Origin of the sequence: Fictibacillus nanhaiensis (genome assembly GCF_036213205.1) — a bacterium.
GTDB lineage: Bacteria > Bacillota > Bacilli > Bacillales > Fictibacillaceae > Fictibacillus > Fictibacillus nanhaiensis_E.
In genome coordinates, this window is the sequence record NZ_JARMFC010000023.1 from 1 (window position 1) to 24,689 (window position 24,689).

The 24,689-nt window shown below is 41.3% G+C and carries 25 protein-coding genes and 1 tRNA gene; all 26 read right to left on the reverse strand.

Annotated elements, in window-relative coordinates; translation table 11 throughout:
- Positions 1-402: 402 nt before the first annotated feature.
- Positions 403-1,896 carry a lysine--tRNA ligase gene (lysS, locus tag P4V41_RS18605; protein ID WP_328086663.1) on the reverse strand — a complete coding sequence of 498 codons (1,494 nt, stop codon included), beginning with the start codon at positions 1,894-1,896 and terminating at the stop codon, positions 403-405.
- Positions 1,897-1,913: 17 nt separating this feature from the next.
- Complete coding sequence (locus P4V41_RS18610) at positions 1,914-2,327, reverse strand: GreA/GreB family elongation factor (RefSeq protein WP_328086664.1); 414 nt, start codon at positions 2,325-2,327, stop codon at positions 1,914-1,916.
- 108 nt (positions 2,328-2,435) lie between these two features.
- A complete protein-coding gene (gene dusB, locus P4V41_RS18615; RefSeq protein WP_328086666.1) occupies positions 2,436-3,422 on the reverse strand; it encodes a tRNA dihydrouridine synthase DusB in 987 nt (328 codons plus the stop codon).
- A 47-nt stretch (positions 3,423-3,469) separates the two neighbouring features.
- Positions 3,470-3,667, reverse strand: a complete 198-nt coding sequence (locus tag P4V41_RS18620) for a helix-turn-helix domain-containing protein (RefSeq protein ID WP_153236672.1) — start codon at positions 3,665-3,667, stop codon at positions 3,470-3,472.
- Positions 3,619-4,152, reverse strand: coding sequence for a 2-amino-4-hydroxy-6-hydroxymethyldihydropteridine diphosphokinase (gene folK, locus P4V41_RS18625; protein ID WP_328086667.1), 534 nt, complete (start codon positions 4,150-4,152; stop codon positions 3,619-3,621). Before folK ends, P4V41_RS18620 begins: the two co-directional genes overlap by 49 nt.
- A complete protein-coding gene (gene folB / locus P4V41_RS18630) occupies positions 4,153-4,515 on the reverse strand; it encodes a dihydroneopterin aldolase (protein ID WP_328086669.1) in 363 nt (120 codons plus the stop codon).
- Positions 4,508-5,362 carry a dihydropteroate synthase gene (gene folP / locus P4V41_RS18635; RefSeq protein WP_328086670.1) on the reverse strand — a complete coding sequence of 285 codons (855 nt, stop codon included), beginning with the start codon at positions 5,360-5,362 and terminating at the stop codon, positions 4,508-4,510. Before folP ends, folB begins: the two co-directional genes overlap by 8 nt.
- Before the next feature lie 14 nt (positions 5,363-5,376).
- A complete protein-coding gene (pabC, locus tag P4V41_RS18640; RefSeq protein WP_328086671.1) occupies positions 5,377-6,234 on the reverse strand; it encodes an aminodeoxychorismate lyase in 858 nt (285 codons plus the stop codon).
- On the reverse strand, positions 6,219-6,815 hold the full coding sequence (gene pabA / locus P4V41_RS18645) for an aminodeoxychorismate/anthranilate synthase component II (protein ID WP_328086672.1): 597 nt from the start codon (positions 6,813-6,815) through the stop codon (positions 6,219-6,221). Before pabA ends, pabC begins: the two co-directional genes overlap by 16 nt.
- A 28-nt stretch (positions 6,816-6,843) precedes the next feature.
- Entirely contained in the window at positions 6,844-8,268 is a 1,425-nt protein-coding gene (locus P4V41_RS18650) for an anthranilate synthase component I family protein (protein WP_328086709.1), read from the reverse strand.
- A 373-nt stretch (positions 8,269-8,641) separates the two neighbouring features.
- Positions 8,642-9,568: a cysteine synthase A gene (gene cysK, locus P4V41_RS18655; protein ID WP_328086674.1), complete on the reverse strand. Its 927-nt coding sequence runs from the start codon at positions 9,566-9,568 to the stop codon at positions 8,642-8,644.
- Positions 9,569-9,725: 157 nt separating this feature from the next.
- A complete protein-coding gene (hslO, locus tag P4V41_RS18660) occupies positions 9,726-10,610 on the reverse strand; it encodes an Hsp33 family molecular chaperone HslO (protein WP_328086675.1) in 885 nt (294 codons plus the stop codon).
- Positions 10,611-10,623: 13 nt separating this feature from the next.
- Complete coding sequence (locus P4V41_RS18665; RefSeq protein ID WP_144704848.1) at positions 10,624-11,394, reverse strand: type III pantothenate kinase; 771 nt, start codon at positions 11,392-11,394, stop codon at positions 10,624-10,626.
- A gap of 701 nt (positions 11,395-12,095) precedes the next feature.
- Positions 12,096-14,000 (reverse strand): ATP-dependent zinc metalloprotease FtsH, encoded by a 1,905-nt coding sequence (gene ftsH, locus P4V41_RS18670; protein ID WP_328086676.1) that lies wholly within the window; start codon positions 13,998-14,000, stop codon positions 12,096-12,098.
- Positions 14,001-14,042: 42 nt separating this feature from the next.
- Positions 14,043-14,588, reverse strand: a complete 546-nt coding sequence (hpt, locus tag P4V41_RS18675; RefSeq protein WP_066390553.1) for a hypoxanthine phosphoribosyltransferase — start codon at positions 14,586-14,588, stop codon at positions 14,043-14,045.
- Between the two features lie 21 nt (positions 14,589-14,609).
- A complete protein-coding gene (tilS, locus tag P4V41_RS18680) occupies positions 14,610-15,992 on the reverse strand; it encodes a tRNA lysidine(34) synthetase TilS (RefSeq protein WP_328086710.1) in 1,383 nt (460 codons plus the stop codon).
- A 424-nt stretch (positions 15,993-16,416) separates the two neighbouring features.
- On the reverse strand, positions 16,417-17,388 hold the full coding sequence (locus P4V41_RS18685) for a serine/threonine protein kinase (protein WP_328086678.1): 972 nt from the start codon (positions 17,386-17,388) through the stop codon (positions 16,417-16,419).
- The gene (locus P4V41_RS18690; RefSeq protein ID WP_328086679.1) at positions 17,351-18,103 is read right to left on the reverse strand and encodes a hypothetical protein; all 753 of its coding nucleotides are present in this window, start codon (positions 18,101-18,103) and stop codon (positions 17,351-17,353) included. The genes P4V41_RS18685 and P4V41_RS18690 overlap by 38 nt, the downstream gene beginning before the upstream one ends.
- Positions 18,104-18,367: 264 nt before the next feature.
- Entirely contained in the window at positions 18,368-20,863 is a 2,496-nt protein-coding gene (spoIIE, locus tag P4V41_RS18695; RefSeq protein WP_328086680.1) for a stage II sporulation protein E, read from the reverse strand.
- 322 nt (positions 20,864-21,185) lie between these two features.
- Positions 21,186-21,262: transfer RNA gene (locus P4V41_RS18700), tRNA-Met, on the reverse strand.
- Between the two features lie 763 nt (positions 21,263-22,025).
- Positions 22,026-22,469 (reverse strand): S1 domain-containing RNA-binding protein, encoded by a 444-nt coding sequence (locus tag P4V41_RS18705; protein WP_066390538.1) that lies wholly within the window; start codon positions 22,467-22,469, stop codon positions 22,026-22,028.
- 91 nt (positions 22,470-22,560) lie between these two features.
- Positions 22,561-22,920 carry an FtsB family cell division protein gene (locus P4V41_RS18710; RefSeq protein WP_328086681.1) on the reverse strand — a complete coding sequence of 120 codons (360 nt, stop codon included), beginning with the start codon at positions 22,918-22,920 and terminating at the stop codon, positions 22,561-22,563.
- 20 nt (positions 22,921-22,940) lie between these two features.
- A complete protein-coding gene (gene yabQ / locus P4V41_RS18715) occupies positions 22,941-23,540 on the reverse strand; it encodes a spore cortex biosynthesis protein YabQ (protein WP_328086682.1) in 600 nt (199 codons plus the stop codon).
- Positions 23,537-23,845, reverse strand: coding sequence for a sporulation protein YabP (yabP, locus tag P4V41_RS18720; RefSeq protein ID WP_066390532.1), 309 nt, complete (start codon positions 23,843-23,845; stop codon positions 23,537-23,539). The genes yabQ and yabP overlap by 4 nt, the downstream gene beginning before the upstream one ends.
- A gap of 253 nt (positions 23,846-24,098) precedes the next feature.
- Positions 24,099-24,365 (reverse strand): RNA-binding S4 domain-containing protein, encoded by a 267-nt coding sequence (locus P4V41_RS18725; RefSeq protein WP_328086683.1) that lies wholly within the window; start codon positions 24,363-24,365, stop codon positions 24,099-24,101.
- A 2-nt stretch (positions 24,366-24,367) separates the two neighbouring features.
- Positions 24,368-24,640, reverse strand: coding sequence for an HU family DNA-binding protein (locus tag P4V41_RS18730; RefSeq protein WP_066238167.1), 273 nt, complete (start codon positions 24,638-24,640; stop codon positions 24,368-24,370).
- Positions 24,641-24,689 lie beyond the last annotated feature (49 nt).

Below are 24,689 nucleotides of genomic sequence, written 5' to 3' on the forward strand. Positions count from 1 at the left end.
TTTCAAAGAACTGTGTGTTTTAATTTCGTTAGCCGCTCGTTTTGGCGACTTTATTAGATTACCACGTCGCAACCCTCGTTGTCAACAGCTTTTTTCAAAAACTTTTAATCGTTTATATGAAGCTCATCAACATGTTAGTATTCCGTGCGACGAAGAATAATATACCATCATTTTCGCTCTTGTACAATAGTTTTTGCGAAAAAAAGATAACTTTTATATTGCCTTTTTTCAAGGATTTATAACTTATACAAGATACAGCGGTCGTAGGTCAGTTTTGTACAAGATATAGTGAAATCGTAATTCGGAAATATCACCTTAATTATGATACTCCTTTTGATAAATCCTATACTTACTTCCTCTTAAAACAAAAAGCCAGCACAAAGGCTGGCTTTTTGATCCTAATTATTTTTCAGAATGACGCATTTGCGGGAATAATAAAACGTCACGAATAGATGGCGAGTTAGTTAATAGCATTACTAGACGATCGATTCCGATTCCTAGTCCACCTGTTGGAGGCATGCCATATTCAAGCGCCTCTACAAAGTCTTCATCCATCATATGCGCTTCGTCATTACCTTCAGCGCGTTCTTTTAATTGTTCTTCAAAACGCTCACGCTGATCGATAGGGTCATTTAGCTCAGAGAATGCATTCGCATGCTCACGGCCAACGATAAATAGTTCAAAACGATCCGTAAAGCGAGGATCTTCAGGATTCTTCTTCGCTAAAGGTGAGATCGCCACTGGGTGACCGAAAATAAATGTAGGCTGAATTAATTTTTCTTCAACAAAGTGCTCAAAGAATTCATTTACTACATGACCATAAGACATGTTGTCTTTTACAGGTACATTATGTTCTTTAGCTAGAGCACGTGCCTCTTCATCTGTCATCTCTGGCCAGAAGTCTACGCCAGCTGCATCTTTAATCGCATCGACCATGTGTACTCTGTTCCAACGCGGCTTAAGATCTACTTCATAGTCTCCATAAGTTACAGTTGTTGTTCCTAATACATCTTGTGCGATGTGTGCCACTAAATTCTCCGTTAATTCCATAATATCATGGTAATCTGCATAAGCTTCATACAGCTCGATCATCGTAAATTCCGGATTATGACGAGTTGATACTCCTTCATTACGGAATACACGACCGATCTCGTATACCTTCTCAAGTCCACCAACGATAAGGCGCTTAAGGTGAAGCTCGATTGCGATTCGCATGTAAAGCTCCATATCAAGTGCATTATGATGCGTGATGAACGGACGAGCAGAAGCTCCTCCAGGGATTGAATGCATGGTTGGTGTTTCTACTTCTAAATAACCGTTGTCATCTAGATAACGGCGCATAGAACGGATAATCTTTGAACGAGAAATAAACGTATCCTTTACTTCTGGGTTCATGATCAGATCAACATAACGTTGACGGTAGCGCTGTTCAACATCTTTTAGTCCATGAAACTTATCAGGAAGTGGACGCAGGGATTTTGTTAGTAACTGAAAGTCCTTCGCTTTAATAGAAAGTTCTCCTACTTTCGTTTTAAAGACAAGTCCTGTTACCCCTACCCAGTCACCGATATCGATCGTATTGAATAGTTCGTATTGCTCATCACCAACAGCATCTAATCTTACATAGATCTGAATCTTTCCAGACAAGTCTTGAATGTGAGCAAATCCCGCTTTCCCTTTTCCGCGTTTTGTCATGATACGACCCGCAAGAGTTACTGAAATCTCTTCATTATCAAGCTCTTCTTTTTCTTTTTCTCCGTATTCAGACACAAGATCCGCTGCAGTATGTGTACGGTCGAACTTTGTACCGAAAGGATCTACTCCTTTTTCAGTTAATGCAGCTAATTTTTCTCTTCTAACACGAAGCAAGTCATTTAATTCTACTTCTTGGCTCATGGGAACACTCCTAGCTTTTAGCAGTTTTGAATATCAAGTATGGTATAAGATAAATCTTCGCCGAAAGGAACAGTAACAGTAAATGTCGCGTGTACAGTTTTTCCAATCGCAGCTTTTGCAATGAGAGACTGTACAGAGATCGTATTTTCACGAGGATCAGCTTCAAAAGGATGTACGATCGTATATGTGTACCGTTCTTTATAAACTGTATCTTCTATAGTAATGGTAGAGCCGGGTTCTACATGATAACCCGCTTCCCTTACCATCGGCCATGTAATAGATCGAGCTAAAATATCTTTTATCTCAGACATCCTCGTGAGAATAAACTCTTTCTCTGACGTGTTTCGGCATTCTTTTTTACGTTTTAATAGGTATTGTAGTTCTTTTTCTAGATTCCTAGTGCCTTCTTGGGTGAGTTTAAGTATAGCCATAAGCTATTCCTCCTCCACTATTATAAAGAAAAACACCAGATGCTGAATCTGTCGCCTTTAAGCAAACAACAGCCAGTCATCTGATGATCTGGCTGTATGTTGCTAATGTTAGCTGATTTTTTGTACTTCTTCTATTTGATCCACATAACTAAACAATAGTTTACTCATTTCTTCACGTGTAGTCATCTGGTTGATCTCGTTTCGAACGGAACCAGTTTGAGGCAAACCTTTAAGATACCATGCCGCATGCTTTCTCATCTCTCTTGCAGCAACAGCTTCACCTTTTAGATCAATTAAACGATCCATATGAAGCATGCAGATGTTCATCTTTTCACGCGCAGTAGGTTCAGGTGCGATGATCCCATTCTCTAGATATTGAACAGTGCGATAAAGCATCCATGGGTTACCGAGTGCAGCTCTTCCGATCATTACTCCGTCTACACCATATTGATCCATGCGGTCTTTCGCTTCTTGAGGAGAAGAGATATCACCATTACCGATAACCGGTATAGATACGTTCTTCTTCACTTCACCGATGATGTCCCAATCCGCTACTCCTTCATACATCTGAACACGCGTGCGGCCGTGTACAGCAACAGCGGCTCCTCCGGCACGTTCGACTGCTTGAGCGTTCTTAACAGCATAAATGTGATCTTCATCCCAACCGATACGCATTTTAACAGTTACCGGCTTCTGAACAGCATCGACCGTAGCCGCAACCATCTCATAAATTTTATCTGGGTCTAACAGCCACTTTGCTCCCGCGTCACATTTTGTGATCTTAGGAACCGGGCAGCCCATATTGATATCAATAATGTCTGCGTTCGTATTTTTATCTACGTACTTAGCTGCAGCTACTAAAGATTCGCGTTCTCCTCCAAATATCTGCAGGCTAAGTGGTTTTTCTCGTTCATCTACATATAGCATCTTTAAAGATCTTTCGTTCTCATGCAGAATCCCTTTGTCGCTTACCATTTCTGCGCAAACGAGTCCGGCTCCGAACTCTTTTGCGATCAATCGGAAAGCAGGGTTGCAAACACCAGCCATTGGCGCAAGAACTACCGGATTCTTCAAAGTAATATCACCGATCTTCAAGTTAAATATCACCTCGTTCCTTTTACTGCCTATATATATTGATTTACTTATTGTAATTCTTCTACGTTAATGCTGAATTGATCTGCAATTTTGTGAAGCAGATCTCCTTTAGGCTTTCGGCTTCCCCTTTCCACCTCACCAAGAACCGAAACTGAGATTCCGATGTCTTTAGCAAGCTGTTCTTGGGTATAACCTTTTAACTTTCTGAACGCACGGATGCGTCTTCCCAGTCGGTCTTCTTCCATATGCGTACACCTTCTTTATCTCTTTGTTCGCAAAGGACATGATGTAACGAAATTGAGTTCTCCGGGTAAATATCATCTGGAGCAATTTCACATAGAGGTATGAGAACAAACGCCCTTTCAAGCATACGTGGGTGCGGAATGGTTAACTCTTCCGTCTGTATACTTACACTATTATACAATAAAATGTCAAGGTCTATTGTTCGCGGTCCCCATTTTTGAACCCTTTTTCGGTCTAATTTCATCTCAACGTCGTGCAGTTTACTCAAAAGTGCTTGTGGAGAAAGAGAGGTTTTGAGTTTTAATGCTAAATTTAAGAATAATGGCTGATCAGTCACGCCTACAGGATCTGTCTCATAGATCGAAGAAACAGATTCAATCTGGATGTCGTCAAACTTCTCTAATAAAGAAATGGCTTGATTGAGTAATCCTTCTCTATCTCCCATATTGGAACCGACAGATAGATAAGCAATATGGTTGTCTATCATTTAAACCCTTCCCCTTGTGATCTCAACTGCTACCGATTCATAGTGCCCGGGGATTGGAGGATCTGGTTTTATTACTTTTATCATCACTTCATCAACCAAAGTAAACTTTCCAAGTATGGAAGCAGAGATCGCTTCAGCCAATGTTTCTAAAAGCTTGACCGGCTCACCTTCTACGATTTCTTTAACGGTACCGTACACTTCTCCATAGTTGACTGTATTTTCTAGTTCATCGGAAAGTCCCGCTTGGGATAGGTCCATAGATAATACTACGTCCACATTAAAACGCTGTCCAAGCTTTTGCTCCTCTTTAAACACACCGTGATAGCCATAAAACTTCATACCGTTCACATAGATTTTATCCATGAGACACCGCTCCTTTTTTGAGCATGATGTCCATCATCTTTGCCATTCTGCTCATTTCTTTTACATCATGAACACGAACGATCGAACAACCACGTTCAATTCCAAGACAAACTGTCGCACCTGTTCCCTCTACGCGCTCTTCAACTGGCAGATCCAGCGCCTTGCCGATCATTGATTTACGTGAAGTTCCTAGTAAAACAGGATAGCCCATCTGAACTATTTCATTCAATCTTCGGATGGTTTCAAGGTTTTGTTCAAACGTTTTAACAAAACCAACACCTGGATCTAGGATGATATTGTCAGGATTAACGCCTGCCTTAACCGTAATCGCGATACTATGCTCTAAATCTGCGATTACATCTGGCATGAACTCTTGGTAGTTCGTATCAAACCGATTATGCATGAGGATGACTGGCACATTCGTCTCGGCCATTACCCTCGGCATATCTGGATCAAATTTGGCTCCCCAAACATCGTTGATGATATGAGCGCCGGCTTTAACCGCTTGATAGGCAGTCTCTGCTTTATACGTATCAATGGATAAAGGAACGTCTACTTCTTTTCTTAATGCTTCTATTACAGGAATCACACGTTCCAACTCTTGTTCGAGCGGTACTTTATCTGCACCCGGCCTAGTCGATTCTCCACCAATATCAATGATATCTGCGCCGTCTTTCACCATCTGCTTCGCATGAAAAATCGCCTGTTCGATTCGGTTGTGTTGCCCGCCATCTGAAAACGAATCCGGAGTCACATTAAGAATGCCCATTACATATGTTCTTTTTGAAAAATCAAGTACGTACTCACCGCAGTTCAGCTTTTGCTGCCTTAGCATCATATCGTGCATGGAGATCTATCCTTTCAAAAAATATCTATACTTTTGCATTGTTTCTTCGTATGTCTCATGTAGAGCTCTCTAAACTTCTGATACACTTCACCTTCAGCTCCAGAGAACGTTGTATCTTGAAAATGACTGACCGGAACGAGCTCTTGTATCGAGTTCGTCAGGAAAACTTCATCCGCTTCAGTTAAAGTCTCTATAGTATAATTCCCAGTTTCAAGAGGAATGTTCAACCGTTTTGATGCATGCATGACCCATTTTCTTGTAATCCCCTCTAAAATCCCAGTGGACGTGTGTGGGGTAAAGAGCATGTTATCTTTGTACCAAAAAAGGTTAGATACTGTCCCTTCACTGATATAGTCTTCTCGAGTCAGGAAAATGCCTTCTTGATTCATGTTAGAAAGCTCTCTTTTTCCTAAGATGCTGTTTAAATAGTGGTGAGATTTCAGCCGCTTCTCACCTTCTGGAGTATTGCGTTTCGTTTTTAGAAGAACCAACTCTTTTTCAGAAATAAAACTTGTTTCCACAAGTGGCTTTGTATATAAAATAACGACAGGTTCTACATATGGATCAGTCTGTAATCCAATATCTCCAACGCCCGCTGATACGTTCAGTCTGAAATAAGCGTCGTTCATCTTATTTTTATTTAGAAGTGTACTCACCATCTGGATAACAGCATCCGAATCCAACTTAAGATTGATATTCAACTCATTTAACGCTTCATGCAGCCGTTTCAAGTGTTCTTCGATTAAAAAAGGAAAACCATTATAGGTTCTGAATGTTTCAAACGCCCCTAAACCATACATGAAGCCATGATCATACGGTGAGATCATAGCATCATTTTTGGAAATCACTTTTCCGTTTAAATAGATGTACATGTAACATTCTTACCTTTATAAAAATCAATAAAATTTCTAAGCAATTTCTTTCCGTCTTCCGTTAGTATGGATTCCGGATGATATTGAACGCCTTCGATTGGAAGCTCTTTATGGCGAATTCCCATGATTTCCCCTTCACTTGTCCACGAAGAAATCTCAAAGCAATCAGGTAATGTTTCTCTTTTTACGATTAATGAATGGTAGCGTGTTGCCGGAAACTCTTGTGCGAGTCCGTTATAAACCGTCTTCCCGTCATGAAGAACAGGAGACACCTTGCCATGCATCAATCGCTCTGCACGCACCACGTCTCCGCCGAACACTTGCGCGATCGACTGATGACCTAAGCAAACTCCGAAAATCGGTATCCTTCCTGCAAAATGCGAGATCGCTTCTAGCGAAATACCCGCTTCATTCGGAGAACATGGCCCCGGAGAAATCATTAAGAAATCTGGATTCAATTGCTCAATCTCTTGTATCGTTATCTCATCGTTTCGTTTTACGACTAGCTCCTCACCCATCTCACCTAAATACTGAACGAGGTTGTACGTAAAAGAATCGTAGTTATCAATCATTAAAATCATCTCGTCTCATCTCCTCTCATGTGCTGTCTTATACCAAAATTGACCCGAGCTCGCTCTGCTCTTTGGCACGCCACAGCGCCTCTGCTTTTTTTAGACTTTCTCTGTACTCACTTTCAGGTATGGAGTCAATAACGATACCCGCACCCGCTTGAACGTGTGCAGTTTCATTTTGACATACCATCGTCCGAATTGCGATATTCATTTCCGTATCTCCATTAAAACCAATCCAACCGATACTTCCTGTGTATACTCCTCTTCGGACAGGTTCTAACTCTTCAATGATCTCCATCGTTCTCACTTTTGGAGCGCCCGTAATCGTACCACCTGGGAATGTCGCTTTGATGCAATCGAACGCATCAAATTCTGACCTTAATGTTCCAACCACATTCGAAACAATATGCATCACGTGGGAATACCTTTCGATTACCATGAACTCATCAACATTCACACTGCCATAAACCGAAACTTTACCAAGATCGTTTCGTTCAAGATCGACGAGCATCACATGTTCTGCTCGTTCTTTTTCATTTTGGATCAGCGTGTTTGCAAGCTCGATATCTTCTTCCTCTGTTCTACCACGTGGTCGTGTACCTGCAATCGGACGCGTACTGATGTGATCACCTTTTTTCTTAACTAAAAGTTCGGGTGAAGCACTAACAAGCTGAAAGTCTGGTGTTTCTAAGTAACTCATATATGGAGATGGATTGATCCTTCTTAGTTCTTCATAAATGTTTAAAGGCGTTGTTCGTAAAGCCTTTGACTGACGAACAGAAAGATTCACTTGAAACACGTCGCCATCAGAAATGTATTTTTGAATCTTTTTAACCGCGTCTACAAAAACATCCTCTGTCATTGAAACGTGTTTAAAATCTTCATTGTGGTAGTTCTGATTCTCTTGATCCACTTCTGTAGCATCAGATAACGGTGCTTCCCACATTTCTTCATAAGCACGCAGCTTGTCTACGCTATAAGAGTCATCCTTATTTTCGGTCAACGTTACAATCCATAACATACTCGTTTCATGTTCGTATACAAACACATCTCTAAACAGTAAGAAGTATAGATCCGGAAGACCTAGATCATCTTCTGAAGTAACAGGTAACTTTTCAAACTCGCGCGTTAAATCATAACTTAAATAGCCGATCGCTCCACCCGTAAAGTCTGGCAATCCTTCAACTCGCTCCACTTCAAAATCTTTGAACCAATTTTGAAACTGCTCATATATAGGTCCTTTTAAAACAGTCGAACCTTCATCTGTTTTTATGGATAAAGTATTTTGTTTTCCAGTGACTTCGGCAAACGGAGAAAGTCCGATGATGCTATACTTTCCTGTTCTTCCACTCTCCAGCAAAACGTGGCGAGGTTCTGTTGCCGCTAATGATTTATATTTGTAAAACCACTCTTCTTTAGATAGAGGTATACATGAATGCATGACATGCCATTTTTTGTTCATCCCCATACGGTCACTCTCCCAAAAATCTTCTGCTTACATTGTACATGAGGTGTTTCACTTTGGCACATCTTTCTCCTAATTTCCTGCATTTACATGGGTTTTATCACCATTAAAAAAGAAAGGCTGTCTTGGTTAAGCCTGGTTGCTTTGAAAGAGGTCGATTTCCGTTACAGGTTGCTCGCTTTCCGCGGGGCAGGCGGTGAGCCACATTCGTTCGTTTTACTCTTAAGTGTCTCACCTGCCCACCTGTCCCGCAGGAGTCTCGCACCTTTCACTCCAATCAACTTGCAATGAAGAGAAAAACAAAATAAATAATCTAGTAGAAAACAACTCATCAAAAAAGCCCCCTGAATAGGGAGCTCTCTCGAAATGATTAGTCTTCAAATTGATACAGTGGTGTACTTAAATATCTTTCACCGTTACTTGGGATAATCGCTAAAACCTTCTTACCTTTACCTAACTTTTCCGCGACTTTTAATGCTGCTGATATGGCTGCACCTGAAGAGATACCACCTAAAAGGCCTTCTTCACGCGCTGCTTTTCTTGCCCATTCAAAAGCTTCGTCGTTTGAGATAGTCAACACTTCATCGTAGATGTCTGTTTTTAAAATATCTGGCACAAAACCCGCACCGATTCCTTGAATCTTGTGTGGTCCTGGTTTACCACCAGATAACACAGGAGAATCAGTCGGCTCAACCGCATAGATCTTGATGTCCGGATATTTCTCTTTTAGTACATGACCTGCACCTGTGATTGTTCCACCCGTTCCTATTCCAGAAACAAACGCATCCAGTCCATCCGGAAATTGTGAGACGATTTCTTGACCCGTCGTGTTTTTATGAATGGCAGGGTTCGCTTCATTCTTAAACTGTTGTGGCATAAAGTAGCCTTTTTCTTTCGCTAATTCTTCTGCTTTTCTTATCGCTCCGCCCATTCCCTCAGGTCCAGGTGTTAGTACAAGGTCTGCGCCATAAGCTCTCAACAGATTTCTTCTTTCTAAACTCATCGTTTCAGGCATGACAAGAACCGTTTTATATCCTTTTGCAGCAGCAACCATAGCTAAGCCAATACCTGTGTTACCACTTGTCGGTTCAACGATCGTATCTTCTGCTTTTAATTTTCCGCTTTTCTCTGCATCTTCAATCATCGCTAAAGCAATACGGTCTTTTACACTGCTTCCTGGGTTCATGAACTCTAACTTCAGGTAAACATCTGCCATATCCTCTGTTGTGATGCGATTTAACTTTACTACTGGTGTTTGACCGATCAGATCTGTTATCGATTGTGCCACTCTTGCCATTTGCCATCACTCCTAAAACCGAGTATTTTTATTGGATTAATTGTAGCAACCCTGGAAATACTCTGTCAATTTTATTGCATACAGGAATCATCTATTACAATGGTACGCAAATATTTTTATTTCATGTATAAAACAAAACCCGGAGAAAGGTCCGGGTTTACGCTTTTGCTTGATCCAGCAAAGTTTGAAGTTCTTCTTTTGTAAAGATATATGTGGCGTTGCAAAATTGACAGTTCGTTTCTGCTTGGCCATCTTCTTCTATAATATCTGAGATCTCTTGTTCACCAAGGCTTACAATCGCCTGGCCAAAGCGCTCGTGTGAGCATGTACACTGAAAACGTACTGGAGATTTCTCAAGGATTTGGACTTGGTCTTCTCCTAGAAGTTCAAATAAGATCTCTTCCGGTGTCATTCCTTTTTCAATCAATCGAGAAATCGGAGGAATCGCGTTGATTCTTTCTTCTAGCAAGTCAACGATTGCTTCCGAAGCGTTCGGCATCACTTGTACGATAAAACCGCCTGATGCTTTGATCGAATTATCCGGATTCACTAGAACACCAACACCTACTGCAGAAGGTACTTGTTCAGACGATGCAAAGTAATACGTGAAGTCCTCTCCTAGTTCACCTGAAACCATCGGCACTTGTCCTGTGAACTTTTCGCGCATTCCGATATCTTTTAGGACAGATAAGTAACCCTCTTTTCCGACCGCTCTTGCTACATCCAGCTTGCCTTTGCTGTTCAGTTCAAAGTGAGTGTGCGGATTCGTTACATATCCTCGCGTCTCACCTTTTGTATTGCTGTCTACGATGATTACTCCGATTGGGCCGCCGCCTTCAATCTTCACCGTTATGCTGTTGTTTTCACCTTTTAACATCATACCCATCATGGTTGATGCAGTCATCGCTCTTCCTAAAGCCGCTGAAGCAGTCGGCCATGTATCATGTCTTCTCTGTCCTTCACTTACCATCTCAGTAGAAGAGATCGCATAAGCACGGATCTGCCCGTCATAAGCAAGGGCCTTTATTAAATAATCATTCATTGAAACTCACCCTTTAACCATTCTTATTTTTATCGTATATCAGCAAAAGACCTTTTAATGTTAAAAATGGATCAACATGATCAATCACGTTGCTTTCCGCTGCAATTAAATTCGCAAGGCCGCCTGTCGCAATCACTTTTGGTTCAACATCAGACTGTTCTTTCATTCTTTTTACAATACCCTCTACTTGACCTACATATCCATAGAGAATACCCGCTTGCATGGCGTTGACCGTGTTCTTCCCGATCACACCCTCAGGCTTAGCGATCTCAATACGCGGCAACTTCGCGGCTTTCGTATAAAGAGCTTCTGTAGAGATATTAATTCCAGGCGCGATCGCTCCACCCATATACTGTTTGTTCTCATTGATGTAACAATACGTAGTAGCTGTGCCGAAATCAACGATGATCAGTGGTGCATCATATTCATGAATAGCAGCAACCGCGTTAACAATTCGGTCTGCTCCCACTTCTCTTGGGTTTTCATACTTAATATTAAGACCCGTTTTAATACCAGGTCCCACTACTAATGGGCGTTGATTAAAATATTTTACACACATGCGCTCTAAGGCAAACATGATTGGTGGTACAACTGAAGATATGATGATACCTTCGATCTGCTCTTTATGGATATTAACGTGACGAAACAAATCGAGTATAAGCATGCCATACTCATCCTCTGTTTTTTCACGTGATGTATGAATTCTCCAATGATGCTTTAATTCATCATTCTCGTAGAGTCCTAAAACAATATTCGTATTTCCGACATCAAACACAAAAATCATGGAATTTGTCCCCGCTTCTTATCTTAAGTTTCTATAATAGTTATAACATAAAACGTATAGGAGTAAAGCAACGCGGCTTATTGGGAATATTTCGCTTGGTCAAGGAGGCAATGAAAGTGGTTGATTTCCGTTACAGGTACTCGCTTTCCGCGGGGCAGACGGTGAGCCACATTCGTACGTTTCACGTATAAGTGTCTCACCCGCCCACCTGTCCCGCAGGAGTCTCGCACCCTACACTCCAATCAACCTGTCAGTGAAAAAAAAAAACAAAAAACCAAATAAAATAATAATAGAAGCGTCTATTTCAAAGAAGGCATTTTCATTAATTATTGGAGTTATACTGTCATTCAATGAGGCTCCTGGTAACGCACCTCGCAAAATGATTCCATGTAGGAACAAACGCTTTCCCATTATCATCTGTGAGAGATCAGAAAGAATAAATTAGATATAATAGCTAACCTTTATAAGGCTTTTTTCTATTGCATTTATATTCTTCTTCATTTGACAAGTTGATTGTAGCGTAAGGTTGCCGACTCCTATGGGACGAGCGGTCAGGTGAGACCCTTAAGGGCGCAAAGCGGCAAGGGGCTCACCGGTCGCCCCATGGAAAGCGTGCAACCTGGAGCGGAGATCAACTACTTTCAAAGGCAACAAGTAATACAAAAAAAGGACACCTCATCACTGAGGCGTCCTTTTAGAAATTAATCTTGTTTTGGCTCTTCATCTTTTTTGTTAAGTGTTACTTTAACATCATCAGATGGGTTAGAAATCGTTTTTCTGTCAGGTAGTTTACCTGTTTTAACGAGTTCTTTGATTTGTTCTTCATCAAGCGTTTCTACAGTTAGCAACGTTTGAGCAATGATTTCTAACTTAGAATTGTGCTCAGTAAGGATCTGACGGCAACGCTCGTAAGATTCTTTAATGATGCGTTGAACTTCTAAGTCGATCTCATGTGCGATTGCATCACTATAGTTTTGCTCGTTATTGAAGTCTCTGCCTAAGAAGACTTGACCGCCTTGTGATGAACCGAATTGCATCGGTCCTAGACGTTCACTCATACCGAACTCTGTTACCATGCGGCGAGCAATTCCAGTCGCACGCTGGAAGTCATTATGAGCTCCCGTACTTACTTCTTTGAACGTAATCTCTTCAGCCACACGGCCTCCAAGAAGTCCAACAATCTTATCTTCCAATTCAGGTTTTGTCATAAAGTAACGATCTTCTTTCGGAAGCATCACTGTGTAACCACCTGCTTGACCACGAGGGACAACGGTAACTTTATGAACAGTGTCAGCTCCTTCAAGAACTAAACCGATAACAGTGTGACCCGCTTCATGGTAAGCAACAATGTTCTTTTCTTTTTCAGAAATCACACGGCTCTTTTTCGCAGGTCCTGCAATAACACGGTCGATCGCTTCATCAACGTCATCCATATCGATCTTTTTCTTATCAGAACGTGCCGCCACTAGAGCTGCTTCATTCAATAAGTTTTCAAGATCCGCACCAGAGAAACCTGGAGTACGCATCGCGATCGTTTTCAAGTTAACGTCTTCTGCAAGCGGCTTGTTGCGCGCATGGACTTGAAGTACTTCTTCACGTCCTTTTACATCTGGGCGGTTAACCGGAATTTGACGGTCAAAACGTCCCGGACGAAGAAGGGCTGGATCTAGAATATCAGCACGGTTGGTAGCTGCAATAATGATAATTCCTTCATTAGCACCGAAACCATCCATTTCAACTAGCAATTGGTTAAGTGTTTGCTCACGCTCGTCATGACCTCCGCCAAGACCAGCTCCACGCTGACGACCTACCGCATCAATCTCATCGATGAAAATGATACATGGTGCGTTTTTCTTAGCATTTTCAAACAAGTCACGAACACGTGATGCACCGACACCGACGAACATCTCAACGAAATCAGAACCTGAGATCGAGAAGAACGGAACGCCAGCTTCTCCTGCTACTGCACGCGCAAGAAGTGTTTTACCAGTACCCGGAGGTCCTACTAAAAGGACACCTTTTGGAATACGAGCACCTAAAGCAGAAAACTTACGTGGATCTTTTAAGAATTCAACAACTTCAACAAGCTCTTGTTTCTCTTCATCTGCACCAGCTACGTCTTTAAACGTAACCTTTTTCTTTTCTTCGTTGTAAAGTTTAGCTTTACTCTTACCAAAGTTCATTACTCGGCTTCCGCCGCCTTGCGCTTGGTTAAGCAAGAAGAAGAATAAGATAAAGATAATGACAAACGGAATTATTGAGGTGAAAAATGTCACCCAGCCACTCGTCTGTTCTTGCTGTTTAAATTCAACGTTTGATGAATCAGCAAGCTTTTCAATCTCAGCCAATGTGTTGCCAGTTAGGGGAGCATTCGTTTGGAATACTTCTCCTTCTTTAGCTCCTTCAAGCTGACCGCGGACAACGTATACGCCACCCTCAGGCTGGTAAACGATGCTTTCCACTTTGCCTGATTCGATGTACTTAGTCAGCTGGTCATAACGAATTTCTTTAACTTCGTTGTTGTTGCCGTTAAAAAAGCTGACAACTCCAACCACAACTAAAAAGATTAATAAATAAAATATAGTATTACGGAAGATGCGATTCATTCCTTACCTCCTTAGGCGAACAATCAAATCTTATGCGGTTTTTTATTCTTTCTTTTCGTAGATCTCTGGCTTTAAAACGCCGATGTAAGGCAAGTTACGGTATCTCTCGATGTAGTCCAATCCATAACCAACAACAAAAGCATCAGGAACGATGAAGCCAGCAAGATCTGGGGCGATATCAACCTTACGTCCTGTAGGCTTATCCAGCAAAGTTACGATCTTAACCGATTTTGCTTTACGTGCCTTAAACAATTGAACGAGATAACTGAGCGTTAAACCACTGTCAATAATATCTTCTACAATGATAACGTCTCGACCTTCTAAGGAAGTATCTAAATCTTTAACAATTTTAACTTGACCAGAAGAAACGGTAGATGCACCATAGCTGGACACTGCCATTAAATCAATCTCAAGATGGATATCCATACGTTTGATCAAGTCTGCCATAAAAGGTAGAGCACCTTTTAAAACCCCGACCACCAATGGAAAGCGTTCCTTATATTCCACAGAAAGCTCTTTTCCAAGTTCTTTAATCTTGTTTTGAATAGCTTCTTCGGAAATAAGTGTTTCTAAAATTTCATCATGCATGTTCAACAAGCCTCCTAGACGTCATGGCGATAATTTATGAAAGTGTAGGATAACCCAAAGTTCTGATGAATTTATTTGTTGACGTCTAATGTGCTTTAGACCTGGAAGCCAAATGATCTTACCGTTTGCATCAACAACAACCGGCCAAACGTTTCTCTCTTCCTGCGGCACTTTAGCATCAATAAATATATCTTTTAATTTCCGAGAACCGACACCGGCAATCGCCATCCGGTCACCTGGTTTTCGGGTGCGAACTCGTAACGGGAGATCAACCTCTTTCATTGAAAACACAAAAACATCTTTTCCTCTTTTTAAAGCGGGTTCACATTCTGTTATTTCAGCAGTTATACGTCCAATCGGCAATTCTACATAACCTGGCAGCTCTAGTGAAAAGTCATAGGACTCTTCTTCATTTTTGACGATATGCTCAAAACTTAACAAACAACTGTCATAAGTTCGTCTGACTACTAAACCTGACGGAAAATGCAACATTCCGGATGGATGCTCACTTCCGAGCAAACTAAGAAAGTTTTCCTTATGTACAGAGGAAAGAGATGAAGGATTAATTTTATACAGATAGTTCAATATTAGTGTAATCCCTCTTTTTTGTAAAGGAATAGGCATCTTGTTAAAAGCGAATACAGATAACTCTATTTTCCCCTCTGTTTGCCTGATTAAAACCTTTTCTAACTCTATTTCAGCCAATTTCAATATATACGTTTCATCTTCCGAAATAGTTTCACTTAAATATTGAAATCTTTCATGTACGTTAGGGTTTTCCTGTTTTAAAAATGGTAGAATTTTTTTTCTGAAGCGATTTCGTACATATTTATCACTTTCATTGCTCGTATCATAAACAGGAAACAGGTTTTCTACTTTACAATAATGCTCGATTTGGTCTTTTGTTATTCCTAAAAAAGGACGAATTATTTTGCCGGTAGCAAATGGCCGTTTTACAGGAATACCTGCGGAACTAAATCCTTCGCTTCCCCTCGTCATTCTCATGAGCATCGTTTCCACTTGATCGTCTCCATGATGCGCCAATGCGAGTGCCTCTGCAGCGTATTTTTTCATCACGTTTTCAAAAAAATTGTACCGACAGATCCTAGCAGCGGATTGTAACGACAAGTTATGTTCTTTTTGAAAGCTTGTAACATCCGCACTGTCACCTTCAAAGATAATATTTCGTTCGTCACAAAAGCTTTTTACAAACGCAAGTTCTAATGCCGACTCTTCACCTCTTAAGCGATGGTCGAACGAAGCTGCAACGATCTTGATTTTGTAATACGAAGACCTTCTCCATAAAAAATGAAGCAATGCCAAAGAATCTGGTCCTCCGGAAACACCGATCACAACAGTTTGGGCGGTTGAAAGAAGCTGATGTCTTTTAATAAAATTCTCCACTTCCTGCAACGTAAACCGCTCCTTCATTTTCCGTTTTTTAATAAGGCTTGTTTTCGTTGGACTTGTTAACCTAAAAGAATAGGCTGAATGTAAATAAGTTCTTCTCTGTTAGATTGTTCATTTAATTTCTTCAATGACAAGTTGATTGAAGTGCAGAGTGCGTGCCTACCACATGAGAAACTTCTCGCAAGGCATGCGACGAGGAATCTCACTTCGATAGCATAACTTGTAGACGCAGGAGCAAGAATACTTCCTTGAAGCGGGACAGGTGAGACTCTTAACAGCGCATAGCGCTAAGAGGCTCAACGCACGCCCCCCGGAAAGCGAGCAACCTGTAACGAAAAGTAACCACTTCCAAGAGCAACGAAGTTCTACGAAAATGCCTTTTAAAATCATAACAAAGAATTGCAGGAACGAACACTATTTACATCGTTTGACCCAGCATGTAAAAAAAGTACACAACAAAAACAAACGTGAACACTAAAAATGTTTCTACGATAAAGCTGCTTTTCTTTTTCTTTTGCGCTTGTCTTGATGCAGGTTTTTGCGTCGAATTTCTCTGCGTTTGAGGAGATCTTGCTTTATCGTCTGCGTTCAACAAAAGAACAAGCTCATTTCTCATCTCTTCAGCATATCGGTATTTGCCGTTCCATGCTTTTTGTAAGATAGGTGCATATGGCTTTAGCATCGGACTACCTGCTATTTTGGCATGAAACTGTTTATCGGCATCTCCATTTTTCGTGAATCGGGAAGGATAAGCTAAATTCACCATCACCATCCCTGCTGAGAATAGATCATACGATGGCTCGGCTTTTCTTGTTCCCTTTCCCCAATACCCTCGATCATAGAATTCAGTGTATTCCTTGATCGATCTGTCCATAACAGTCGTTCCTCCGACATCAATCCAACGAATTCGGTATGGAGGTCCCGTCACAAGAAGATTATCTGGCTTTAAATCACCGAATGCCCATCCCGCTTGATGAAGCGTATGCAGATCGGTAAGCAACTGTACAAGAAGGATTCCAGCCCATTCAGGAGATTTCGTCTTCATAAAGTCAAAGAGCGTCTCTCCTTTTAAATATTCCATCGCATAAAAAGGATATGTGGCAGTTTGCGTCACCCAGTCATCCACGTCGATTAAAGAAGGCCCAAGGACTTTCCCCTGGACCTTAGAAAAACGCTTCAGCACATTGACTTCAGATGTGATCGACATCTGATCGTGTCCGATCTTAAGTGCGACCACTCCTCGGTCCGAATCAGCTAGATATACGGCCCCTGTTGCTCCATATCCTAAACGGCGCCTAACCCGATATCTGGAATGATTCCACTTGCCGCGTATTTCTTCACCAGCAACTAAGTTACAGACCGGACTCGTTCGAATATCCTGGGGCATCATCGGACAAAAATCTCCTTTTTGACGATCGTTTACGACCAAAAGCCGCTATAGCCTCTTTTATTGCAGGACCTGTCGGTGTGATCCCGCCAAGTGAAATCTTTGAAAATGTTTTACCGATCGATTCTAGTTTAGACGACCAGCTTAAAAGTTCTTCTGCCTCTGTTCTTTTGCCCGGAAAAACATAGAGTGCAAATTCATTATCACCAATTCTCGAATTCAACGAGATAGATAGATCAAGAAGGGACTCTTGAACCGTTAGCATCTTATCTTCCATTGATCCTGAAGCATCAATCAAGACTAGAATTTCAAGGTTCATAGTCTCTCCCATCTCATCGACAACTTCAATGACTTCTCCCCGTTTGTCGGGCGGAAGGTCTTCCATTGAAGACTGACTTCCGAGAATCTGTTGCAGCTCGGCATTAACGACACCTTTTATCGTTTGGGCCATTGCTTTTTGAGTGACCATCTTAACCGTTTGTGCAAGTTGCTTCGTATAAACAACCTGACTGATGCCACCACCGGCCATCGCGATCTCTTCTACTTCTTTTAGACCTTGTCTATGATACTCAGGTGCATTCTCATTCAATACGCCAATCACATTTACAGCTATCCCTTGTTCGTTAGCAAGTGCCGCCATCGCGATCGGATCTTCACCCTGGTTCGAGCACCCATCTGTAATCAGCAAAATCTGACGCAGCGTTCCTTTGTTCCGCATAACGCTAACCCCTCTCAAGTACGAATTTTAACTATTACCATCTTCGTCAAGAAAGCGGTTGTTTATACGCAAGAAAGGCCGCGAAACATAATCAATAAATGTGGCCGGAGCGGGAATACTGTCCACTTTTACATAAATACTGTCCAGTTTTCACTATTTACTGTCCACTTCTTCCAAAATACTGTCCACTTACAACAGCGAGTGACTACATACAAAAAAGACCGCTCTTTTTCACATAAAAGAACGGCCTCTTATTCTTATAAACTATTGAGCTTTCTTTCGGTTGATCGCGACTTTCGGATATTGAGGAACAGTTGCCCACTTAGGAATGTTCTTTTCGATCTTTGTTACAGCGACCGTCATATCATCCTCGATTCCGTTATTTCCTGAACGAATCACTTCTTCCATGATTAGATCTGCTATCTCTTGCGGATCTTCTGTATCGATCTCTCTGATCTTACGCTTAAGCCACGCATCAATATTTTCGATATGTCGCGGAGCCTCGTAGATACCATCACTCATCATAATGAGGATATCTCCTGCTTTTAACTGTTCATCAACAACGTCTACATCAAAGTCCCGAATGATGCCCATCGGCAGGTTGCTTGCTTCTACCGTTTTGATTTGATCTCCTCGTTTAATAAAACTTGGCGTGGAACCAATTTTTAAAAACTTAGCAGATGCATCTTGCAGATCAATCATCGCAAGGTCTAGGGTTGAAAAAATTTCATCTGTTGTACGTAAAGAGAGTACTGAGTTGACGGACTTAATGGCCACTTCCTCTTCAATTCCGGATTGAAGAATCTTCTGCAGAAGCTGCAGCGTTTCATTGCTTTCGATGAAGGCTCTTTCTCCATTACCCATTCCATCAGCAATCGCAACAGCAAACTTGCCGGCGCCGATCTCTATCGTTGAATGGCTATCCCCTGAAAGCCATGCTCCCCCTTTGGCTGCTGAGGCAATACCTGTTTCAACCATATATTCTCGCGCTGAATGAAAAGATAAGTGACAGTAGCCTGTTGGATAGTTCGCGCAATCCTCATGCGTCACGAGAATCGTCTCTTCTAATATGTCGGATAAGATTGGTGCGATCAGCTTCTCAGCGATTCCTGAACCGTTGCAAGATGGAATCGTCATTTCAATATCCACATTGGACGTTTCTAGACTGTAAATATCCACGTGACCTACATCGATTCCTGCTTGAGCAAGAGAGTCTTTAATCTGCTCTTCTTGAATCTGGTGATTCTCTTGTTCCCGTTGGATCTCTTTTGCAAAATCACCCATAACCTGTGAAACACCCATCAGCTGATCTGCTACTAGACGGCGGCTTTCTTGCACTTGAATCTTTAATTTTTGAGAAGCTCGATATTGTGTTAGTTCTTTTTTCATCAAGTCGGTGATCTTTTCAGGCTTGATACAATGCTTCTCCCATTCTCGCTTTAATTTACGATCCTTAACATCACTATAATCCTCTTGTTCCACCATCAGCCTCGTCATCAGGTCGTAAGTCGTTGTGAAATTTTGCGCCCAGCACTGTTCTTTCTTAAAACAAGTCTGGCATGTTTTTTCTGTAATGTTGCTTAAGAAAAGATCTACTTCACGTGTGCTCTCTTCCTCATTTAAAGAAGAACCTACCGATTGAAACGAGTGTGATAGAGCTTGGAAGAGGCTTGAGAATCGTTCAACGCGACTCGCGGTCACGTCGCGAATTTTCTTCAAATATTGTTGCTGATGCATCGAATGTTCTCTTGTGCCTGGTACATATTTTGAAATGTTGCTGATCGCGGTCTTCGGTGTTAAAAGGAAGAGCAGAACAGCAAAACCTGATTCCATCAAAGTGGATGTAATCTCAGATCGTCCCTCACCGTACAAACCGATCATGACGGTTCCGATAATGAGCCCAAGACTTACACCGAATCGTTTACCCTCTTTCAAAAGTCCGCCGAGAAGGCCAGAAAATGCTAACAAGCTCATTTGAGAAAGGCTTGCCACTTGCGCGAGGCTTAGAATAAGACCTGTCACGACACCAACAGTAGAACCAATCGCTGCTCCTCCCACAAAAGCAAACAGCAACACTAAGTAACGTGAAACCACATGTTCTACCGCAACGTCATTGATCTGCCAGCCAATCGTTCCGGTCATGACAGAAGCTAAAAGAATCATCAAGCATACGATCTCTTCGTTTTTTAGCGATTGTGGAATCTTTTTATTCGTTAATAGCGGAATGCTTTGAAGAAAGATTAACGTAAGGACTAAGCTTAATCCCCCTTCTACTAACGCAAGCATCGTATCGACCCGCTCTAATCCACCTTCACCAAACAGAGAGAACACCGTTCGTGTGATTAAGGAAGAACCGAAAACCAATAGTGGAAGGCTTTGCATACGATTCTTTATAAATAGGTCTGCCCCTTTTTGAAGACCTGCATAAACGAGCAAGGCACTAATAAAGAACAAAGCGTTCATCGGTTGGTGCGACATCGCTCCAGCTAATATTGCAAAGACAGCAATGCCTGTCCTTTCTTTTCTCAAAACGAAGACACTAGCCGCAAAAGGTAAGGCGAATGGAGACATCTCAGCTAGAATCATAGCTCGTCCTAACAAAAAACCAATTCCAAACAACAGCATTCTCCAGTTAAAAATGCTCTGGTTCAAAATCTGAAGCCATCTCTTACTCGTCTTCGTTACAGCCTGCTGGCTCTTTTCTACCCATACCATTCCTCTGATCGGTTCGAGTACTTCTTGCTCTACCTTCTGCCACATCCCATACACCACCCGTTTCCAATTTGTGTAACCATTATAAACAGGTTTAGAACAAAGATTTTGTCAAAAGAGCAGTTAAGGTTTTAAAAACTTATCGACGGACTTCTCCACTATTTCGGAAAAGAAGAGCAAAAGCGGACAACATTTTTACAAAAAGAGAAAAGGAAGTTTCATTTTTGAAGTTATTAAGGAGAATTATGAAGAAAAAAATAAAAGGATAGATGTTTAAAATTTTTTGATGGAATGACAGAAAAAGAAATAAAAAAGAGCACCCGCTGACGGATGCTCTTGTACGTTTGTATGTAGATGTCAAAATTAAAAATGGTAGCGGCGGAGGGAGTCGAACCCACGACCTCACGGGTATGAACCGTACGCTCTAGCCAGCTGAGCTACACCGCCATTTGTAAAAGACACAAGTAGTATATTACATCTATCTGGGTACTCTGTCAACGGTTCTTTGAAAATTTGTCGAAAAAGTTTTTTGTCGCGTTTTTTTAAAGACTGTTTTAGTACGCATTGTTGCTCTTGAAAGTAGTTGATTTCCGCTCCAGGTTGCTCGCTTTCCACGGGGCGTGCGGTGAGCCTCCTGTCTAGTTGCAGTGACTAGCCCCTCGAGTCACTTCCACTTTTCGGACTGCCGCTTTGTGCCATTAGGAGTCTCCACCTGTCTAGTTGCAGTGGCTAGCCCCTCGAGGTCAAAAGTTTAACGGTCAAGAAGGCAAAGTGCGCCTTCCAAGCCCATTCATCTTTTGCTGGTCGGGTCTGAACGAGCCACTTCCCCTTTTCGGACTGACCGCTCGTCCCGTAGGAGTCTCGCACCTTGCGCTCCAACCAACTTGTCAAAGAAGAGGTTGTTAAACATTCGTAAGCAAAAATCTTTGAGAAAAACTTTGTTACTTCTAGAAGCAGAGGTTTCCGTCCCAGGCTACTCTCTTTCCGCAGGCAGAATCTTCGCACCTTCCACTCCAATCAACTTTTCAAAGATGAAAAGGAATTGGAAGAAACAGATTTCAGGAAAACTCTTTTGTTATTTAACGAAATAAAAACGATGGCATCCTGACATAAAGATTAACGACTAACTACAACAAACAAAAAAGCACTCTATTCATAAAGAATAGAGTGCTAGCCATATATAGATGAATGAGCATTAAAAATGCAACAATTATCCTCTTCGGCCGCCGCGGCCACCTCTTTTTGATTCAGTACTACGCTTTAAAGTAGTGAGTCGATCTTCACTATCTTTAAGGAATTTGTTCATCTTATCCTCAAAAGATAATGCTGTTGAATGGTTGTTACCGCCTCGGTTAGGACCTTTGCGAGATTTATTAAATCCGCCTCTTGCAGGAGCTGGTCTACTAGCAGATGCAACATTTTCTTTTGCTTTCTTAATAGATAAACCAATCTTCCCGTCCTTTTCGACACTCATAACCTTAACTTCGACTTGATCACCAACTTTAAGAAATTCGTTGATGTCCTTTACGTAATTATCCGCAACTTCGCTAATATGCACGAGTCCTGTTGTACCCCCTGGCAGCTCTACAAACGCTCCAAAATGAGTAATCCCAGTAACTTTACCTTGCAACTTGCTGCCTACTTCAATTGACATGCAAAAAATGCTCCTCCTTAAAAAATCTCCTAAGATATCATTACTTATTATACAATCGAAAAAATCTGCGTGTCAATCTACGCTTAATGCTTTATTCTGGAAGTTTAAAGATTGTTTCACCAGGTTTTGACATAAAAAAGTCTCGTCTGGCGATTTCTCCAATGTATTCTTCGTCTTTTAGTTTATTCACTTCATCTTTAAGTTGTGCCTTTTCTTCTAAAAGAGCTTTGTATTCGTCGCTTAACTCTTTTTGTTCCATCTGTTTTTCATTTAAAAGGGAGAGCTGTTCTGCAATACCCGTAATAATTAAAAAAGCAAAAAAGGAAAATACGATAAAAGCCCCCGTTAAGCGTCTGTATAAACCACGCTTACGTTTAGCGATCACTTGGTCATGACGCTCTTTATTCTGGATGTATTGTGAGTGAATCTCTGTTATTTTTTTCTGGCGCATTTGTTCGCTGTTCCCCTCCTTTACTTCTTTTTTCCCTTCCAATTGCTGACTTTATTCTTCGCAGAAATTAAAAACCCTGCAAATTTTAAATATTTCTCTTTTAAATTATACCATTTTTGCTTTGGTATGAAACGCCATATGAGTCTTCCAACCCACTTAAAAGGAGAAAAAAGAATCATGAATAGTACCATAATAATTTTCCGCAAGATGTTAAGTACATATAAAAGAATAGCGGATATGAGCATAATTAACCATTTTATCGGCATAACGATTAAAGAGTTAAGTAAACGGTATAAAAAACGAAAAAGTGAGGTGACCGCTGATACCATCCACTCAAGCATCTTTTTATAGATTCGTTCAAAAAGTGCGCGGTACGCCGCATATCCGCAAATGAGAGCAATAAAAATATAAAACCGAATCTCCGCGTGGTTCACGTGTAGAAGGACATAAAAGACCAGCAAAGCCTGTACCAGCCAAAACATCAGATCGTTTAAAAAATGAAGCCAATGCCATTTTCGCTTTTCATGGATGAATCGGCTGTACGTATCGACAGCCATTCCGATCCAGATTCCCATGAAAACCATAGAAAGCATCGTTTCGAACTGTACGGTTAAGGTCATTTGAACAGTTTGCCGAAGAAGCCTTTAGTCTTTTCACCGGTCTGCTGGTCTAGGTAAACGAGGTCGAATACTTTGCCTTCAATATTTACAACACCTGACTCCACATCGAGATTCTTCATCTTCAAGTTTGTCCCGCGGATCGCTAAAAAACCCATCGTTGTTTCAAGCAAAAACTCTTCATTATCAAAGCTTTCAACTTGCTTAACACCCGTGATCTCTAGATTCTTTCTTCCTATCATTCTTACATCGTGGTTTGGTGTGCTCACTTTTTGATTATATCCATTCAGATCATATCGTTGGTCCATACATTCCCCTCCTCTATTCCATACAAATGTATGAGACAAGAGTGGAGAATAGAACAAGCTGTATGGAAAGCGTTACTTGAGAACAACCTTTTACTTTTTTTCGGTCATACGACAATCATTCGTAAACATTGTTAACTTTGGTAGTATTGATTTCCGTTCCAGGCTGCTCGCTTTCCAGGGGGCAGGCGGTGAGCCACATTCGTACGTTTTTAGAAAAGAACAAAAAGAAAAGAACCTGAAAAATTCAGGTTCTTCACTCAGTCGTTTCGATGCGTTTTTCTTCGAGGACGGTATACATGTTATCAGCGTCCTCTTTTTTTGTCGTATCTTTAAGCTCGTTGATTTTAACTTTTACAAGCTTTTGACCAAAACGTATCGCAAGCTCGTCCCCTACTTTTACATCAGAGGAAGCCTTCGCCTGCAGACCGTTTATAGAGATACGACCTTGATCTGAAATCTCTTTCGCCACGGTTCTCCGTTTGATCAGGCGTGAGACTTTCAGAAATTTATCTAAGCGCATGCTTACTTAACAGCTTCTTTCAGCTTGTTTCCTGCTTTAAATGCCGGAACAGTCGCTGCTGGAATTTGAATTTCTTTACCTGTTTGAGGGTTGCGGCCAGTACGGCTAGAACGCTCACGAGTTTCGAAAGTTCCAAATCCAACAAACTGTACTTTGTCTCCGTCTTTTAGAGCAGAAGTAATTTCATCGATTACGCCATTAACGACTGTTTCTACGTCTTTCTTAGTAAGTCCTGACTTTTCTGAGATATTTGTTACCAATTCATTTTTGTTCATTTTAATTACCTCCTAAGGTTTCTATCAAAGATTTCGCTAGAAACCCCCT